This window comes from Saliphagus sp. GCM10025334, assembly GCF_042663485.1.
GTDB lineage: Archaea > Halobacteriota > Halobacteria > Halobacteriales > Natrialbaceae > Natronosalvus.
In genome coordinates, this window is record NZ_JBHTAF010000006.1 from 173,037 (window position 1) to 190,191 (window position 17,155).

12 protein-coding genes and 1 pseudogene are annotated in these 17,155 nt (G+C 56.1%); 9 read left to right on the forward strand and 4 right to left on the reverse strand.

Translation table 11 applies throughout. The features are described 5' to 3' along the window. Positions 1-96: 96 nt before the first annotated feature. From ACFQO4_RS18885 to ACFQO4_RS18905, 5 genes and pseudogenes are all read left to right on the forward strand, one after another. Positions 97-1,302 (forward strand): CaiB/BaiF CoA transferase family protein, encoded by a 1,206-nt coding sequence (locus ACFQO4_RS18885; RefSeq protein WP_500262403.1) that lies wholly within the window; start codon positions 97-99, stop codon positions 1,300-1,302. Between the two features lie 3 nt (positions 1,303-1,305). Then, positions 1,306-2,415 (forward strand): LeuA family protein, encoded by a 1,110-nt coding sequence (locus tag ACFQO4_RS18890; RefSeq protein ID WP_500262404.1) that lies wholly within the window; start codon positions 1,306-1,308, stop codon positions 2,413-2,415. Positions 2,416-2,706: 291 nt separating this feature from the next. Beyond that, complete coding sequence (locus ACFQO4_RS18895) at positions 2,707-3,993, forward strand: M24 family metallopeptidase (RefSeq protein WP_500262405.1); 1,287 nt, start codon at positions 2,707-2,709, stop codon at positions 3,991-3,993. Positions 3,994-4,110: 117 nt separating this feature from the next. Next, a complete protein-coding gene (locus ACFQO4_RS18900; RefSeq protein ID WP_500262406.1) occupies positions 4,111-5,184 on the forward strand; it encodes an aldo/keto reductase in 1,074 nt (357 codons plus the stop codon). Positions 5,185-5,423: 239 nt separating this feature from the next. Continuing rightward, positions 5,424-5,777, forward strand: a pseudogene (locus ACFQO4_RS18905) (transposase domain-containing protein); the annotation flags it as partial. A gap of 9 nt (positions 5,778-5,786) precedes the next feature. Here the strand turns inward: ACFQO4_RS18905 and ACFQO4_RS18910 are convergent. The 3 genes from ACFQO4_RS18910 to ACFQO4_RS18920 all read right to left on the reverse strand — a co-directional run bounded on the left by ACFQO4_RS18910 (position 5,787) and on the right by ACFQO4_RS18920 (position 9,121). Beyond that, the gene (locus ACFQO4_RS18910; RefSeq protein ID WP_500262434.1) at positions 5,787-6,215 is read right to left on the reverse strand and encodes a DUF8160 family protein; all 429 of its coding nucleotides are present in this window, start codon (positions 6,213-6,215) and stop codon (positions 5,787-5,789) included. 14 nt (positions 6,216-6,229) lie between these two features. Then, positions 6,230-7,141, reverse strand: coding sequence for a ParA family protein (locus ACFQO4_RS18915; RefSeq protein ID WP_500262407.1), 912 nt, complete (start codon positions 7,139-7,141; stop codon positions 6,230-6,232). Positions 7,142-7,816: 675 nt separating this feature from the next. Continuing rightward, complete coding sequence (locus ACFQO4_RS18920) at positions 7,817-9,121, reverse strand: tyrosine-type recombinase/integrase (RefSeq protein WP_500262408.1); 1,305 nt, start codon at positions 9,119-9,121, stop codon at positions 7,817-7,819. Positions 9,122-9,710: 589 nt separating this feature from the next. Between ACFQO4_RS18920 and ACFQO4_RS18925 the strand changes: the two genes are divergently transcribed. From ACFQO4_RS18925 to ACFQO4_RS18940, 4 genes are all read left to right on the forward strand, one after another. Then, positions 9,711-10,553 (forward strand): QueT transporter family protein, encoded by an 843-nt coding sequence (locus ACFQO4_RS18925; RefSeq protein WP_500262409.1) that lies wholly within the window; start codon positions 9,711-9,713, stop codon positions 10,551-10,553. 42 nt (positions 10,554-10,595) lie between these two features. After that, positions 10,596-12,515: an ABC transporter ATP-binding protein gene (locus ACFQO4_RS18930; protein WP_500262410.1), complete on the forward strand. Its 1,920-nt coding sequence runs from the start codon at positions 10,596-10,598 to the stop codon at positions 12,513-12,515. Further along, complete coding sequence (locus ACFQO4_RS18935; RefSeq protein WP_500262411.1) at positions 12,512-13,297, forward strand: energy-coupling factor transporter transmembrane component T family protein; 786 nt, start codon at positions 12,512-12,514, stop codon at positions 13,295-13,297. The genes ACFQO4_RS18930 and ACFQO4_RS18935 overlap by 4 nt, the downstream gene beginning before the upstream one ends. A gap of 216 nt (positions 13,298-13,513) precedes the next feature. Next, positions 13,514-14,758 carry an adenosylhomocysteinase gene (locus ACFQO4_RS18940; protein ID WP_500262412.1) on the forward strand — a complete coding sequence of 415 codons (1,245 nt, stop codon included), beginning with the start codon at positions 13,514-13,516 and terminating at the stop codon, positions 14,756-14,758. 820 nt (positions 14,759-15,578) lie between these two features. Here ACFQO4_RS18940 and ACFQO4_RS18945 read toward each other — a convergent pair. Next, positions 15,579-16,781, reverse strand: a complete 1,203-nt coding sequence (locus tag ACFQO4_RS18945) for a Cdc6/Cdc18 family protein (RefSeq protein ID WP_500262413.1) — start codon at positions 16,779-16,781, stop codon at positions 15,579-15,581. Between the last annotated feature and the right edge of the window lie 374 nt (positions 16,782-17,155).

A 17,155-nucleotide genomic window follows, 5' to 3' on the forward strand; every position in this document is an offset into this window, starting at 1 on the left:
GCATTCTTTATCGCTTTCTGCCGCTGCGCAGTTGATCAATGGGGAACGTCTGATTACCCCAGTAACTAAATAGTGATCACCAGTAGTAGATATTAAATGGGGACCGTTAACCAACCCCTCGACGGACTTCGCGTGATCGATTTTTCAGTAATGATAAGCGGAGGGTTTGCGACTATGCAACTTGCCGACTTCGGTGCAGACGTGATCTCCGTCGAACATCCGAGTCGACCAGATCCGCTCCGCGAATGGCCGCCGTTCGACGATGGCGTGTCGCTGTGGTGGAAGTCCATCGGCCGGAACAAGCGGTGTATCACGCTTGATCTCGCCTCAAAGGAAGGGCGGGCGCTCGCACTCAAACTTGTCGAAGACGCTGATCTCGTGTTCGAGAACTTCCGTCCAGGGACGCTTGAGAAGTGGGATCTCGGACCGGAAATGCTCCACAAAGTCAACCCAGAACTCGTCCTCGTCCGTCTCTCAGGATACGGTCAGACGGGGCCTCGATCTGAGAAACCGGGGTTTGGGACGATCGCCGAAGGAATCTCCGGGTGGGCACACGTAAACGGATTCCCAGACCGTGAACCACTCCTCCCGCCGATCAGCCTTGCGGACCTGATGGCAGCCCAGTTCGCGATCCATGGCGCCACGTTCGCCCTACTGAACCAGCTACTTTCGGATGACGAGCAACTGGGAGAGGTGGTCGACATCAGCCTATATGAACCGCTGTTTCGCCTCTTCATAAGTGAGGTCGAAGCGTACGACCGGCTCGGGATGGTTTCCGAGCGAATGGGGAATCGACATGCGAACGCCGCACCACGAGGAGTATATGAAACGACAGATGGCCACCTGACGCTGTCGGCGTCCTCGCAGCCGATCTTTGAGAACGTGATGCATGCAATCAATCGGCCTGAGTTGATCGACGATGATCGGTTCGACACAAACGAAAAGCGTGTCGAGAATGTGAATGTACTTGACGAGATCATCGAATCCTGGACGCAAGCTCGCAGTACTGACGACGCCCTGGAGCGTCTGGAATCCTACGACGCGATCGCCGGCCCAGTCTACGACATCGGGGACATCTTCGAGGACGAACACTACGAGGCGCGAAAGGACATTGTTGAGATGGAAGACAGCGAGCTGGGGACTGTCCTGACGCCTGCGGCAATTCCTAAGTTCTCACAAGCATCTGGCGCCGTGCGCCACGCAGGCCCTCGTCACGGTCGACATAACGAAGAAGTATACCTCGACAAACTCGAACTCGACGAGGAGACGTACGAGGAACTCCACAAAGAGGGAGTGATCTAGCGTATGGAAGCAATTGAGACGGCCGAGGTACTTGTAAGCGATGTTACGCTGCGAGAGGGAAATCAGCGGCCAGGCAAGTCATATTCGGTCGCCCAAAAGGTGCGTGCAGGGCGCGCGCTTGATCGTCTCGGGGTCGACTACATCCAGGCAGGATTCCCGATAGCTGGCAAGACCGACAAACAAGCGATCACGGAACTCGGAGAGGACGTGAGCGCCGATGTGGTCGGGTTAGCCCGGGCCAAGCCCGGTGACGTCGAGGCAGCGAGCGCGGCCGAGACAGATGCCGTCGATATAATCATTCCGGCCTCAAAAAAGCTTCTGAAACATATGCTCGGGAAGCCTCGGGGCCGGGCTTGGGAGATGACGGAAGAAGCCGTTTCAGTCGCGCAGGATCAAGGGCTCGAAGTCCATCTCACTCTTGTAGACGCATTCCGGGCGGACCCAGACGTTGTACGTGTCGCTTTCGATCGGTTCCCCAATGTGTCGTACATCACACTCGCAGATACGGTAGGCGCGCGAACGCCGACAGCGATCCACTCGGTTCTTCGGGATCTCCGCGGAGATATTGAGTTTTCACGGCTTGGCGTGCACTTTCACGACGACATGGGCGTCGCAACCGCCAACGCTCTCGTCGCCGCGAAGGCCGGCGCCACGAAAATCGACGTGAGCGTTGCTTCGATCGGCGAACGAGCGGGAAACACAGCACTGGAGGAGTTCGTCGTCGCGGGAAGAACATCCGCGGAGGTCAACTTCGCGCTCGACTCGTCAAAGCTCATCCCTGAATGCCGTGACGTACTTGACGCTCTTGAGGAATCTGTATCCGCGGAAAAATCGATCCTGGGCAGCGATGTATTCGCGCACGAATCGGGTCTCCACACTGCAACTATGCTGGATGACCCTAGTACGTTTGAACCGTTCGATCCTGAATTGTTTGGCGGCAATCGTATCCTGCTGTTCGGCGACGGAACGGGCCGAACCGCTGCACGTCGGCTGTTGGCGTACTGTGACATCGAACCGACCGACAACGTTGTCACGGAGTACCTCGACCTACTCTCGGAGCGCGGCCCTGTCGAACTCGATGATGCGCTGAATATTGCGAAGGAGCACCTATGAACTGGACAAAGCATAAGACATTGACAATAACGGCAGTTGCTTAAGTTCGCCGACGAGCGGAACAGTTCGTATGAACGGATGAGATTAACACACTACGAGATGAGAACTGAGATGAAGCCTGTTAATTGTTCGACTATCGTCGCGATACGAACGGATACGGCTGGAACGGGAGGGCGATACTGGGGTCAAATTTACTTCAAACTCTATAACCTGTTTACTTCTCAAACTGGGTAATAGGTACTGCCTGCTCATAGGAACAGTTTTAGAACTAGGGGTCATGTTATTGATTGTATGTCACAGTCTGCAGACCGAGAGACCAAGGATCGATCCGAGTACATTCCACAGTTGTCGGTCGAGGAACGCGATCGGCGCTGGGCGGACATCCGAGAGCGGATGGCCCAACGTGGCGTTGATTGTCTAATAATTTGGGGCAACGATCGCGCATGGGGCTACGGACGGGCAAATCTCCGCTATCTCACACATATTCCTGGCCAAATCGACGCAGTTGGTATTTTCCCATTTGACGGAGAACCGGTAGTCTTCAGTGAAATCCCCCACATGCATATGCCTCAGAATGTCTGGAACCTCTACCAAGACTGGGTTGATGATTCCCGGTTGTACCAAGGGATCAACCAAGTTGTTGATGAAATCAAACAGCGGAATCTCCAAGAAAACCGACTTGGTATCGTGGGCTACAAAGCTACGCTCTCGCAATTCAACGTTTCATACAGCGATCTGACGACGCTAATGGATGCCCTTCCGAAGGCCGAAATCACCGACGAAACCGACTTAGTCGAACGGGCCCGCCTGATCAAAAGCGACGAAGAGATCGAGATGTTGCGGGAAGCCGGCCAGATGGCCCGAAAGATGGCCGAACCGGTTCTGACTGCCGAACCCGGCCAACAGGAATGTGAAGTCTACGCCGACATGATCCGAACTCAGATCGCCGAAGGTGGCGAGGCATACATCTTCAACCTGTTCGACTCCGGGTCACCAACCGGCAACGAGACAAAACACCTCCTGCACGGCAAAGGCCAGCCTATCTCGCCGTCAACACGTACGTTAGCAGACGGTGATCTCATTATCACAGAATATCACGCCAACTATGGCGGGTACTTAGCTGCAGCAGAGAAATCCGTCGTACTTGGAAATCCCCCGAAAGAATTGGAAGATATCCACGAGGTCTGTCTCCAATGCCAAGAAAACGCGATGAAGAGCTTCCGTCCGGGTACCCGTCTTGAGGATGTGTGGGAGAACATCCGAGCCCCTGCAGAAGAGGCTGGGATGTCGTTCGTTGAGCTTGGCTTCCACGGTCACGGATTAGCGTCACCAGAATTCCCGTCGACGGTGTACCCCCAAGAGCCCACACACGCTTATCCAGAAGGCGTCAATCACCCCATCGCTGGCAAGGGATTAGAAGACATTCGGCTACGCGAAGGGATGGTGTTCGGGACGAACATCGATATCTATGACCCCAGTTGGCGCGACGATGTCGGGCTAATGTTCGGCGATACATTCCTAGTGACGGACGGGGAGCCAGAGCGGCTCGTGAACACACCCAAAGAACTGATTGTCTAAGCAAGTTCTTCCGGCAATCGATTGCCAATTCGAGGCTGATATATCGAAGATTGACATGATTCGTCACTTGATCAGGAGGGCATAAAAATATATTACTACCACCCGGTATGTTCACGTATGGAGTACACCACCCTTGGAAGCACCGGATTAGAAGTTAGTAAGCTTTGCCTCGGATGTTACGGATTAAGCACGAGCGGGGATGTCGAATGGATGAAGGGACGTGAAGAAAGTTTGTCATTTATTGAGCGTGCTGTTGAATTGGGCTTTAATTTCTTCGACACCGCTAACATCTACGCAGGTGGTGAAAGCGAAGAGGTCCTAGGAAAAGGGGTGGCTGAATACCTTGATCGTGATGAAGCAGTCGTCGCCACAAAAATTAACCCAATGATCTCAACTGGCGAGGGTCCGAACGTAGCCGGCAGCTACTCCCGCAAAGCAATTCAACACGAAGTAACGGCATGCCTTGATCGGCTTGATATGGACTCTATCGACCTATTCCAACTTAACTACCTTGATCACAACGTCCCATACGAACAGACGCTGCAGGCGCTCAACCGGGAGGTAGAACGCGGTACAATCAAACATTTCGGCGTGGGAACATCTTGGACATACGAGTTTGCAGAGATGCTATACAAGAGCAGGCTGCTCGATGTTCATCAGCCACAGACGATGCAGAATCATTATAACGTCGTATATCGCGAGGAGGAACGAGACAAGCTCCCACTGTGTGCGAATGAGGATATCGCGGTCATGCCGTACAGTTCGTTGGCCAGAGGTTATCTCACCCGACCCCACAAGGAGGCGATCTCGACGGCTCGCTCACGTGGCGAAGAGTTGTTCAAGAAACGCATGGAGATATATCAGTCAAATGGCGGTAAGGAGATCAACGCCCGCGTTCAAGAACTCGCCGAAGACAGGGAGGTTTCGATGGCTCAAATCGCGCTCTCGTGGGTGCTGCACAAAGATTGTGTCACAGCACCAGTAGTAGGAGTGTCTAGAATCGAACATCTGGAGGATGCCGTCGAAGCCCTCAACATTTCTCTCTCCTCGACCGATCTTGAGTACCTCGAAGAGCCGTATCAACCGAAACAAATGATGGGCGCTAACGAGGTTGCGTACTCCCAGTTCAAGTGGAATCAAGGGTTTGCGAGAGATGACCACGATCCGATCGCTATCGGTGGACTAGAATGAATTTTATCACTATTATCAAGATAAACAATGGCTGCCTTGATGTATACTACAATAAATGGCTCTGGTGAATCGTCATACAGCATCAGGTCTAAGTTTCGGTGGCGCGTTGTGAGAGCGTCCACCCGCCTCGTCACTGCCGAAATCCTTTGACGTCACAGTTAAATTTGTTCCAGCGTGACACCTTGATCGATTAATCACTCACTGAAGGTCGCCGCATTCTAGCGATTCACCAGAGCCCAATAAATCTAAAGTCAAAGCTAATTCTCAATGTCGCAGTATTTGGATGCTGGGTTACTGATCCAGTTGCCGCTTTTCTGCATCACTTAACCGAGAAATATGATCCCTCCAATACGATGTTTCTTGTAGACGATTACGGTCATTTGACCGACCTCCCCCGATTAGCATTGATCGGTCAGCTTGACTGCGTCAAGCGAAACCTGATCAAAAGGTGATTTCACACCTTAAAGATTAAGTTGATCGCTTTCATAATGAGCAGTTTATGCACTACTATAGCACACAACGACCGTACCAGTCACAACGGACAGCCGCCAGCGGAGATACACGGTATCCTCATAACATTCGATATTCTGTGAATCCTTGATTCACTGATCGACGTCTTGCTTGGCAAGTTCGCGTATTTTTTCCTTCGTTTCGTCTTGATGCTCGCCAAATGCCACTTCGAAGACACCGCGGTAGAAGTGCTTGTTCTTCTCCAGGGTGACGTCCTCACGCTTGAGCTGCTTTTTCAGGCGGGTGAACGTGATCTCGATGTCCTCACTTTGCTCAGGTTCAACGTAGATCGTGGCTGAATCCCAATCCTTGCGGATGTTCAGCGGTTCGTCGTCTGTTTCTTCTATCCCTCTGGCTGCGGAGTCTGTGTTTGCCGTGGAAGCGGTCCTCTGCTGTTTCGCATATTGTTCGGATGCCGAATATGCTTCGCGTCCTTGTCCTTCTGATTCCGATGCCTTCGTGGTCTCTTCCTCAGTATCATCATCTGCTTCATCTGAAGGATCCTCGAATCGCTCATCCATTCCTCGAGGCATATTTACACCTCCACCTGCGTTTTGTCGAATGCACGTTCCATGGTCTCTGCAACCTCTATGAAGAGGTCGCGCTCTACCTGTTGGTCATTCGCGTCCTCCCATTCAAAAATATCTTGTCCATTATCCCAGGCACGCTGGATTGCCACTCGCATCGGGAGTTTGAAAATCGGGGCCATTGATGCGAACGACTCGTCGAATTCATCCAGGAATTTCTGAGATTGCCCGTCGTCCCGGTACATATTCGCCAGAAGTCCGACGATTGCGATCCCTATTTGCTGGTTGTCCTCTATCGATTCCAGTTGATCCCACAGGTCGTCCAGAGCATCTCGTGACGTTGCCTGGGTTTGTGCAGCCAGGAAGACGTTCTGTGCTGCGATGAACGCTGCGTCCGTCAAGACCGAGAGGTCAGGAGGGCAATCGATGAGGATGAAATCGTAGTCGTACCCGTCCTCAACCAGTCCCTCGAGGGCGAGTTTCAACGAGAGACGGGCGTTCGCATCGTCCATCCAATCTCGAGCAAGACCCATGTCCTTGTGACTCGGAACGATATCGAAGTTCAGGTGATCGTACTCGTCGGCTTCGATCACGATCTCTGAGAGGTTTGTGTCGTGTGTACGCGGATTATCGACGAGAACGTCCAGGAGGTTCGCGTCATCGGTGACAAGTGTGTTTGGAAGGGCGTTCTTCGGACTCGATGGGTCGTTTTCGTCGCCCGGACCCAACCCAAGTCCCTTCGTCATGTCGGCTTGTGGGTCCATATCGATTGCAAGGACATCGTGGCCACGAGTGCCCAGCGCCGCTGCGCTGTTAATTGTCGCCGTTGTTTTTCCGGTTCCACCTTTCTGATTCCCGAAGGCAATTGTCGGGATGCCAGTTGATGGCGTAACGCCCCATCCGCGAGGTAATTCGGACATGATTGGATCACTGAATCAATGACTCATAAATCCACGTCAGACATTTCGCTACGTTTCTCCTCTACCTCTTCTGCCGAATATCGTGCATACAGGCACTATATGGCGTAAATTCGATGACTGAACGCATCTCATTGACTCATTGATTCTCTGATTCACGGCTTCCTAAACTCATTACATCACGTATTCATTTATGTTGCGATCTACATTCTTGGGGGTTACGAGCTCTCGATCTATCGCTCCACGCCTTTTCGATTCACAGCTTCACTGATTCATGGAATCAATGAGTTTGGCGTAAGACTATTGAATTCCTGGAGTCAGAAACTCTGTGATTCAGTTATTCAAGACATCATGTAATCCCTTAATCACTGAATCATTGATTCATGGACTCAGTGAAAAGCCGCCATAGCGCTGCAGCTATTCTGGAATCAAACAGTCTATGATTCTGTTATTCAAGATATCATAGAATCATTGATTCACTGAGTCATAGCTTCATGGACTAATGGGCCAGTAGGGGTTTGCTATAGCATTCACTCCTCCCGAGGGTCCTCGATCGATTTATTCGCCTTCCACTATTCATGGATTCGAGGAATCACTGAATCACTGATTCATCGATTCATGGACTCCCTGACTCAACATTCCATCAGAGACTTTTTTGGTCGAGAGTATCGAAAGCGATTATCTCCCGCTGAAGGCTGCCTTCAACTGTTCCTGCATGAACTCTCTGCGCACTCGACGAGACCGCGAGTCTGAAAGATAATTTTGCATAACCACCCGAGGATCGCTACTACCTTGCTCTGAAGCAATTTCGTCGACACCCTCGAGAACGCCCTCGAGGACTGTTGTATAGGTATCGTACCAAAAACGACGACAGAGCTGCGGACTCGGCCGTTGACCCCCGATTCGATCGGGAAGGCCCGCCTTCGATGCAAGAGTTTGGAACCAGTTCCGGATCGTATCCCGCGTTACGTGTGGTGTTTTCCCCTGTGAGGATGGAAACAGGTACCCTGTCCACGTCTCATCGTCCGCTAACTCATCGATTCGGGAGTCGAGCGTGTCCATCCCGAAGAGTAGAGACACTTCACCAGGTCCGTTCTTGCGGTTCTCGAACGCGATGAAGGGAACGTCGTCTGTGGGGACGGTACGATGGAACTGCGAGATATGGAGTGCGGCGACCTCGCTTGCTCGAAGTCCCCAGCCCGCTAATGCTACTAGCAACAGCTGCCCTCGCGTCGACGTTGCCGCCTGCATCAGATTCCGAATATGGTCTGCTGAAAGAGCTGGGGTCGAGGAATCTTCAGCTTCCCATTTGAATTCATCGTAGAGGCCGCTCGCCGGATTTATCGAGGCGATCCGCCGCCCAACGAGATGCTGATACCAGGCGTCGACGACCCGCCGCACACGCTGGAGGGTCTGGCCGCTGTATTCGTGTTCTGCTCCTTCGTTCAACCAGTCGAATGCTGCATAACACGCGTCAACGGCTTCGTAGGCAGGTGTCTCTCGATCACGTTGAATCGGTGTAAGGAGGTCGTCTGTGCCGTTCGCTTTCCTGTAGGCACGGACGTAGAGGTTCAGCCGCGTTCGGAGCGCGTCGGCGGACGACGTCGCCAGACTGTACCGGGACTTTCGGCGCTCGAGGAACTGTTCGAGAGCGTCGATTGTTGCTTCGTCTGTAGTTGCCCACGAGTAACCCTCATCGTCGTTCCCAAGCCCGAGGTCTTCCTTCCAGAACTCCCCGAAGGAGCGGTCGTGGTGGCGCCGGAGAGCTGCGAGGAATGCCCGTGCGTTGTGATCCCGAAACCATTGATGGGTGGGCTTTTCGTCCGTTGGATCGATTCCCTCTGTCTCGAGGCATGGGGCGATCTCGTCCCAGTACAGGTCTGTGAAGTCCTCGAGCGAACACGACGTCCATCGGATATCGTTGAACGATGGCATCCGCATCACGTCTGTCTCCCCCTCCTGATCGACGTCTAATTGGCTCATTGGAGCGTTCTCTGCAAGTGTCGACTGTCCGTGACCGTACTGGAGAAGAAATCGGCTAGAAGCCTTCTCGCGGCCCGATAGTGAAATTCTAAGCGTGGCATTTTCAGTGTGTTTACCGTTTCAGTTGAATTTCTTATTAATCTGTGGGTTCGGCTGACTGGCAGAGTCTGCTAAACCCACGCCATATCAGGCGAAGATCTACGCTGGTGCATAAACTACATAATGCGATATCATTGTATCCGCGACGGGGTACGGCAGTTTCGGAGGATAGGATAGTTTTGGGTCGGATCTCCGTCGACTCATGGCCCCTCTCACCGATTAGGCGTCAATCCTGGATCTCAGAAGAGTGAATATCAATCATGCATGATGATTCACGTGGGTTCTACGCTGGGATAACGACTTCGACACAATCGCCCGCAGTCAACACAGGCGCGTAGTCCTTCTCGGTCGACCACGCAAAGACATGGATCTTGAGGGGTCTGCATTTCCAGTCCACGAACGCCTCACATTGAGATCTTCAATACCCATCGTGGTCGTTACCATTTCAAATCAGCTACTGTTAAGTAGTGGGTGTGCGGCATGTAATCCAATGCGAGAGCTTGTCACGATGTGGCGGGATACGCGGATGATCATGCTCGTCGCGGTCGTCGCGGCGGTGTACGTTGCACTGTTAATTCCTTTCGCCGGGTTCGTCATCATCCCCGGCATAACAGCCGTCCGGCCAGGAAACGTGATTCCGGTAATCTTCGGGCTTATGTTCGGCCCAGCGGCTGCGTGGGGATCGGCCATCGGTAATTTGATCAACGACATCTTCGCAGGCCAGTTCGGCCCCGGCAGCGCGTTCGGGTTCGTCGGGAACTTCTTCTTCGGCCTGCTGGGCTACAAGCTCTGGGGGAACCTCGGTCCGCTCTCGAGCGACGTCGAACCCGACTTTCGCGAGCGCCCCGTCCGCCAGTTCGTCGAGTTCGCCCTGATCGCCGTCGCCGCCTCCGCCGCGTGTGCGGCAGTCATTGCCTGGGGGCTCGAGCTGCTGGGGCTGTTCCCCTTCTCGGTGCTCGGGACGATCATCCTCCTGAACAACACGATCGCCGCACTTATCCTCGGGCCGCCGCTTTTGTACCTGACCTACCCGCGGATCAAGTCGATGGGACTGTTGTACCCAGATCTCCTCCACGCCGACGATCTGCCGAAGACGGGGGCAACGCGCGCTCAGACCGCCGCTGTCGGTCTCCTGTTGGTCGCGATCGCCTGGGTGGCCGTCGGGATTGCCGTCTCGCTGGGCGTTCAGGACGTTCCGTTCGCTGCCGATCAGGCCGAAACCTTCGGCGAAGGCGGGGCGACCCTCCAGATCGCCCTCGGTGCGGTCGCGTTCCTGATCATGCTCGGTCTGACGGCAATCTCGGGCGAACGGCTCTCGAAGCTGCTCGGCTAACCCGGGTCACTTTAGTCACTGACCCACCCTGTAGCTGATATTATGGACACCGACTCTGACGCGACGGCGGCCACGCTCCAGGAGGTGGTCTTCGCCTACGATCGGGAGTTCGACCTTCCGTCCGCCGAGTCGTTCACCGACGACGCGGCCTACGACCCCGACGAGCGGGACGGTGCGGTCCTGCGGGGGCTCGACCTCGAGGTGGCCGCGGGGACGTTCACTGTCGTCATGGGCGCCAGCGGCGGAGGGAAATCGACACTTTTGCGGACGTTCAACGCGATCATCCCCAACTTCATCACCGGCTCTTTCGCCGGCAACGTCGAAGTGCTTGGCCGGGACGCGACCGCCGCACGTGTCCCCGAGATGGCCGCCGACGTCGGCATGGTCCTTCAGGACTACGAGGCCCAGCTGTTCGGGACGAGCGTCGACAGCGAACTCGCCTTCGGCCCCGAGAACCTCGCGGTCCCACCCGAAGAAATCGGCCCGCGGACCGTCCACGCCCTCGAGACCGTTGGTCTCGGGGATCTCGATCGCCGACGGCCGCCGGACGCGCTCTCCGGCGGGCAGAAACAGCGTCTCGTCTTCGGGGGCGTCGTCGCCAACCAGCCCGAGTTGCTCCTGCTTGACGAGCCGACGAGCGACCTCGATCCGGCCGGAAGCCGCGACACCCTGGAGGTGATCCGCTCTCTCGCCGCTCACGACGGGAGGAGTGGGCCGGGCGGGTGGGAGGGGCCGGAGACGATTGTCATGGTCACCCACGAGATTGAGGAGGCGCTACTGGCTGATCACGTTGTTCTGTTGCGGGCCGGCCGGGTGTTCCGGCAGGGGCCCGCCCGGGAGGTGTTCACCGACTCCGAGGCGCTGCGAACCTCTCGCGTCGCCGTCCCGCCGGTTGTCGATGTATTCGACCGCCTCGGCTGGCCCCGTGAAGATCGCCCGCTGTTCGTCGACGAGGCAGTCCCCGCGGTCGCCGACAGCGACCTCGAGTGGACGCCCCCCGCAAGGAAGGGAGACGCTCCGGTCGGCGCTCCTGCCGGCACCGGAGCTGATCCCGGCGACGTTGTCTTCGATCTCGAGGGGGTCGTCCACGAGTACGAGACCGACCGGGAGACGATTCGCGCGGTCGACGACGTCGACCTCACGATTCACGACAGAGAGGTCGTCGCGATCGTCGGCCACAACGGTAGCGGGAAGACGACGCTTGCGAAGCACCTCAACGGGTTGCTCACTCCCGATGTTGGGAGCGCGCGTTGGCGGGGCCAGGAGGTCGGTGACCGCTCGATGAGCGAGATCGGACGGTCGATCGGCTACGTCTTCCAGAATCCGGATCACCAGATATTTGCTGACACCGTCGCCGACGAGGTCGCCTTCGGCCCCGAGAACTTCGGAATGGCTGGCGAGGAACTCGAGGCTGCCGTCTCCGAGGCGCTCGCGACGGTCGAACTCGACGGCCTTGAGGAAGCAGATCCGTTCACCCTCTCGAAGGGCCAGCGCCAGCGGGTCGCCCTGGCGTCGATTCTGGCGACCGATCCCGAGGTGATCGTCTTCGACGAGCCGACAACCGGCCTCGATGCGACTCAACGCGCGAGATTCATGGATCTCGTTGCCCGGCTCAACCGCGAGCAGGGTCTCACCGTCGTGATGGTTACCCACAGTATGCACACCGTTGCGCGCTACGCGCCCCGGACGGTCGTGATGGCCGACGGAGAGAAGGTGTTCGACGGCACGACGCGAGAACTGTTCGCCGACGAGTCGCTGCTCGGCCGCTGGGAACTCGAGCCGCCCCAGCCGGTCGCCCTTTCGAACCGACTGGCTCGCCAGAGTGGACAGTCGGACGCCCTCCCCGCCCTCTCGGTCGCCGAAGTCGTCGATGGCCTCGGAGGCGAGGGGACAGGCGAATCGCGGGTGGACAGCCGGTCCGAACCACCGCTTGGCGAGGGTCTCGGGGGTGAGGAGTCGTGAGCGCTTCGCCGTCACTGTATGTCGACCGGGAGACGTTCCTCCACCGGTTGAACGCCCGCTCGAAGCTCGCACTAATCACGGGCGTGTTTGTGGCGGCGTACGTCTTCGGCGACCCGCGCTGGGTGTTCGTCCCGCTTGCGGCAACGTTTCTCGCACTCGTGGCCGTCGGTGGCTGGCCGAACTTCAAGCGACTGTCGTTCATCGTCGTCGCACTCTTCCTGATCGGCTTTGCCGTCTGGCCAGCGTTCACCCATGGAGGCGGGGCGACCCTTCTCGAGACGCCCCTGGGCACCCTCACCGAACGGGAGGTGCTGTTCGCACTCGGGCGCTCCGAGCGGATCGCCGCGTTCATCGTTGGCGGGTTACTGTTCGTCACGACCACCTCCAACGAAGAGATCGTCGCCGGGATGCGCTCGCTTGGCCTGCCCTACGCGTTCTGTTTCGCCGTCGGCACCGCCCTGCGGCTGTTTCCGACGTTTCTGGGGTCGGCCAACACGGTCCGGCAGGCCCAGGCCGCCCGCGGCCACGAACCCGGCGGACGCAACCCCGTCACCCTGCTGCGGAGTTACATCCCGCTTATGATTCCAGTGTTCATGACCGCGATTCGTAACGTCCAGACTCAGGCGATGGCCCTCGAGGCCCGTGGATTCGACACGCGTGGCGAGCGCTCGTTCTACAACAAACAGCCGTTCACGGCAGCCGATTGGGCGATAGCTGGGTTCGGCATCGCGCTCGCGGTCGGCGCGATTGCCCTGCGCCTACAGGGCTACGGGACTATGTGACACACCTCCCCGCCGTGACGGCGGAGCTTCCTGTACCGCGTTGGGATATGTACGGTTTGCAGCTGCTCGCTTGTTCAGCGAACGTTCCCTGTCCACAACTCGGGTTGTCTTCTCCACGACGGAATAGTTTATTAGTCGGTCGGAAATCGAACGAAAAACGGGTAACCGATGGGCGGGGTGCCAGCGTTTATGCGTCGGCGGTACCGTGAGTGGGGTATGACGGACGACACCGACCCGCTTGCATGGACGCGCGATTACACTCCGATTCTCCGATCGCTGGCCGCCGAGTACAGCGAGACGCAGCCGTTGGCCGGCTACAGCGTCGCGCTGGCCTCCCACCTCGAGCAAAAGACGGGCGTGCTGGTCGAGACGCTTCGGGACGCCGGTGCAACGGTACTCGTAACCGGAAGCGAGCCCCACAGCACGAAGGCGGCGGTAGTCGACGCCCTCCGTGACCAGGACGGCATCGAAACGTTCGTCGAGGCCGGAATGAGCGACGAGGAGTGGGCCGCCGGTCAACACGAACTGCTCGAGCGTGAGCCGGATTTCATCCTCGACGACGGCTGTGAGCTGATCGCGAAGGTCCACGCCGACCACCCCGACATAGCGGAAACGGTGCTCGGCGGTGGCGAGCAGACGACCGCCGGTATCACCCGTCTCGAGGCGATGGAGGCCGACGACATGCTCTCGTTTCCCGTCTACGGCGTCAACGACACGCCGATGAAACACTATTTCGACAATGTCCATGGCACCGGGGAATCCTCGCTCTCGAACGTGATGATCACGACGAACACGATGCTCTCAGGGAAGACTGTCGTTATCGCCGGCTACGGCTACTGCGGGCGTGGCATCGCCCGAAAAGCCAGAGGAATGGGCGCCCAGACGATCGTAACCGAGGTCGACCCGCGCAAGGCGCTCGAAGCTCACATGGATGGCCACCGGCTCGCCCCAATGGCTGAGGCTGCCCGTGAGGCCGACTACGTAATCACCTCCACCGGGAACCGCGACGTCGTTCGCGGGGATCATCTCGACGCGCTGCCCGACGGCGTGATTCTCGCGAACGCCGGCCACTTCGACGTCGAGATCGTCGTCGCGGACATCGAGGCCGCGGCCGACCGGGTCACCGAACCGCGCGACGGAGTCACCCGCTATCACCTCCCCGACGGTCGCCGGATCAACGTCCTCGCAGACGGCCGTCTCGTCAACCTCACCGGCCCACACAGCAACGGACACCCTGCCGAGGTGATGGACACGACGTTTGCGATGATGTTTGAAGCGGCCCGCGATATGTTATCGAGCGAGGGGAGAGACCTGGCACCAGGACTGTACGCGATGCCCGACCGCCTCGACCGGGCCGTCGCCAACCGCAAACTTGAGACGCTCGACGTCGAAATCGACGATCTCACCGAACACCAGCGCGAGTACTACGAGGACTGGGAGCACGCTGATAGCGCCTTTTGAGACGAACACGGCGCAAAGGACGCAGTTTCACTGTGGACTACCCGCTCAGCGTCGAAGGCTAGCGGGTACCGGAGCGCGTATTTCCATCAACTTCCCCGAAATCCAGCGCGAGCCCACACTATTTCACGATGCGGAAGTGAGTGCAGAACGCGGGGAAGGACAGTTCCCACGCCACGCTATAGTAGAACCGGGATCCCCTTTTAGAATGACGCGCTTCCTCCACGCCCTAAGGGGCATAGTATCCGCGCTATGGTATCTATGATCGTATCACATCCACTCTCCCTTCAATATTCCAGACTCAGTGAATCAATGATTCACTGATCGGTGTCTTGCTCACGAGTTCGCATATTTTTTCTTCGTCTCGGTGCTCGCCGAACGCCATCTCGAGAACCTCGCGGTAGAAGTGCTTGTTTTTCTACAACAGGATGTCCTATCGTTTGAGCTGCTTTTTCAGGTGGGTCATACATCGTCAACACTCCCAACCTCAAGGGTCGGGGTATCCGCCTCGACCGTTGATAAACAGCATCCCGCATTGCCGCTGTATAGTGTTAGAAAAACGCGTTACAAGCCTTCAGAGATGCTTTTCACAACCTCAATTACCGCTTGCTAAACACCGGATATCGCAATAGCACGCGCACTCATCAATCGGTCAATCAATGTCCCCAGCTCATACTTAAACAGGATCATATTCATTAGTTGTAGCCATACAACACTCGTGAAATGTGGGGGGGTGTCGGCCAAATGCGATTGAATAGCGGCGAGATTTCAGCCGTAATTATTGAAGTCAAAACAGGAGTTAAGAAACGCTTCAACTTGGAAGTCAATCGAATAACTCGCCGACTCGAGAGTCCTCAGAGAGCGCCTCAGTAACAAGTTCAGGCCGTATCGAGAATTGATACTGGTAGTAAGAGCCGCCCTTTGGGCCTTTGTTTTTCTCTTCAACATCAAGGAATCCCTTGAGTGTGAGCTGGGATAGCCGGTCATGTACCGTTCGATCCGTCCGCGGATCGATATCAATGCGGTTAGCAGCAATACGATATCGCTCGTATATTGCCGACCGTTTAGCTGGGAGTTCGCCCTCAGCTTCGAGCATCAACAACGCATACAGTGTGAGCTTCGAATGCGTAGGCACGCGAAGTAATTCCTCCCATACTTTATCGCGTTCAACCGCTCGGTCAGCGAGACGAATGTGGCCTTCAGTGACGAGAGTTGCCCCCTGATCTCGAGCAATGTCACCCGCTTTGTACAACCGACGAAGCGCTTGCCGTGCAGATCCGCTACTCTGGCCAGCGAAGGCTGCCGCCAGCGGGATCACATTGTCATCGAGGACATCGTCGTGGAACGCCTGTTCAGCACGCTGTTCGAGAATCCGTCGAAGTTGGTTTGCGTCATACGGCGAGAACAGGATCTCCTCATCGCAGAGTGAGTCTTTGACTCGAGCGGAGAGGTTATCCCGGAACGTAAAATCGTTGGAGATGCCGATCACTCCGACTTGAGTGCCATCGACAAGACCGTTATCGTTCGATCGGGGAACCTGGTAGAGAATGTCGTCGTCGTTCCCAATCGAATCAACCTCGTCAAGGACGATGAGACAGTGGGAGACCTCGAGTTCGTTCAAATGATCCCAGAGCATTTGGTTGATCATTCCAGATGGGTAGCCCGTAGTCTTGATCTGGTTGTCAGGCTCGCGAAACTCGTTGACGAGGTTGGCTGCCACCTGATAACTCGAGGAGAGCGATTTACAGTTGAGGAAAACCGTATGAAGGTCGACGTCGGCCATCGGCTCGAGGTCAGTAGAGAGTCGTTCAAGGACCAATTTGGTAGCCAGTGTCTTTCCGACACCTGTCTGGCCGTACAGAAAGAGGTTCTTTGGCTGTGCACCATTTACCACAGGACGAAGGGCGGATTGATAGGCCGTCAGCTCCTCGTCCCGTTCGATCAGTGTCTTTGGAGTGTGACTATCCCGGAGGACGTTCTCGTCACGAAAGATCGTCGAGTCTTTGGTGAACGGTTCCAACCCCATTGCAAGTCATATTCAACCAATGGATCATAAAACCACTAGTTCACGAGTTTCATGGGTTTCATAAGATTCCTCAGTAGGTATTAGAACAGAACCCCCTCCCCCCATATTTCACGAGAGTTTTGAAGAAGTAAGTGGGAGAGTTCTGGCGGAGATTACTAGCTGGGAAACTATAAGTCACTTCAATCATAACAACATCCGCAATGGAGCTAGAGTCGTTCTATTCACGCCATTATCTATCTAGCGGAACGTCAGGCATTGTTTCTCGCTTTCCTCTCTGTCCCAAACACTCGTGAAAAGTGGGGGGTGGGGGTACTATTTCCCTGATCTTCATGACGATCTGCTTCGGCCAATTTGGCCGATAAACATACTCTTAC

Coding starts and splice junctions, on each gene's coding strand:
- ACFQO4_RS18915 (WP_500262407.1), bottom strand. CDS start 7,141: ATGTCCGAATTACCTCGCGGATGGGGCGTTACGCCATCAACTGGCATC.
- ACFQO4_RS18895 (WP_500262405.1), top strand. CDS start 2,707: ATGTCACAGTCTGCAGACCGAGAGACCAAGGATCGATCCGAGTACATT.
- ACFQO4_RS18920 (WP_500262408.1), bottom strand. CDS start 9,121: ATGAGCCAATTAGACGTCGATCAGGAGGGGGAGACAGACGTGATGCGG.
- ACFQO4_RS18945 (WP_500262413.1), bottom strand. CDS start 16,781: ATGGGGTTGGAACCGTTCACCAAAGACTCGACGATCTTTCGTGACGAG.
- ACFQO4_RS18900 (WP_500262406.1), top strand. CDS start 4,111: ATGGAGTACACCACCCTTGGAAGCACCGGATTAGAAGTTAGTAAGCTT.
- ACFQO4_RS18910 (WP_500262434.1), bottom strand. CDS start 6,215: ATGGATGAGCGATTCGAGGATCCTTCAGATGAAGCAGATGATGATACT.
- ACFQO4_RS18930 (WP_500262410.1), top strand. CDS start 10,596: ATGGACACCGACTCTGACGCGACGGCGGCCACGCTCCAGGAGGTGGTC.
- ACFQO4_RS18885 (WP_500262403.1), top strand. CDS start 97: ATGGGGACCGTTAACCAACCCCTCGACGGACTTCGCGTGATCGATTTT.
- ACFQO4_RS18925 (WP_500262409.1), top strand. CDS start 9,711: ATGCGAGAGCTTGTCACGATGTGGCGGGATACGCGGATGATCATGCTC.
- ACFQO4_RS18890 (WP_500262404.1), top strand. CDS start 1,306: ATGGAAGCAATTGAGACGGCCGAGGTACTTGTAAGCGATGTTACGCTG.
- ACFQO4_RS18940 (WP_500262412.1), top strand. CDS start 13,514: ATGACGGACGACACCGACCCGCTTGCATGGACGCGCGATTACACTCCG.